The sequence below is a fragment of the Flavobacterium poyangense genome (assembly GCF_011751075.1).
In the GTDB taxonomy this organism is placed as follows: domain Bacteria; phylum Bacteroidota; class Bacteroidia; order Flavobacteriales; family Flavobacteriaceae; genus Flavobacterium; species Flavobacterium poyangense.
Window position 1 is genome coordinate 1 of sequence record NZ_JAALLN010000096.1, and the last position, 728, is coordinate 728.

The 728-nt window shown below is 53.0% G+C and carries 1 protein-coding gene; it reads right to left on the bottom strand.

From position 1 onward, the window contains the following. Positions 1–445: 445 nt before the first annotated feature. Positions 446–667, bottom strand: a complete 222-nt coding sequence (locus tag G3A47_RS22775) for a helix-turn-helix domain-containing protein (protein ID WP_129413121.1) — start codon at positions 665–667, stop codon at positions 446–448. Between the last annotated feature and the right edge of the window lie 61 nt (positions 668–728).

The following is a 728-nucleotide window of genomic DNA, read 5'->3' on the forward strand; positions in this document are numbered from 1 at the left end:
ATAAGCGGTGATCAATCTGGCGGCGGCCGTCTGGTTGGCGGTGCGGGCGATCGCCATCGACAAACCAAGGGCCGTTCCAAGGAAGCCGCTGACCAAAGCGAGCCCTGTCGTGACCAGGAATGCGTTCGCAAACTGGTTGGCGAAACCATGCATGTATAGATCGTGTCCTGTTGTCCAGTCGATCTCGAAAATATATCAAGCGGTTCCTTGGGTTTTAATCCATGGTTGTAGATATTATTTCGAGTAATCGAAGGTTAAATAATGTGTATTGCGACAGGTTAAGCGGTTATAAAATTCATTCAATCTATAACTTGCATTATTTTTTCTATAAATAATGGTTATATACTTTGAAAATCGGATTGATGGCTCCGGGTGCGGGAAATGTCAGCCGGACAAGGCGGCCGTGGCGCGGTGTTGGCCGTCCAGGAACCGTCAGAGGCAGACGCTACCGGTCTGAAACCATGGGGCGCAGCAAGGTGTGGAGGTCGCTCTCCAGCACGCTCGAAATCCGTTCCATGACGCTGAGGCTCGGGTTCCTTTGCCCGCGTTCGATGCCGCCCATGTAGCTGTAGGCAAGATCGGCTTCCGTCGCGAGTGTCTCCAGCGTCATGCCGCGTTGCAGGCGGACGCTGCGCACATTTGCCCCGAAGATCTCCGCCAGCCGCATGCGCGCATAGCGATGAGCAATCGGCTCACTTTACCAGTCACTATAGTGACTATAGGGTGAT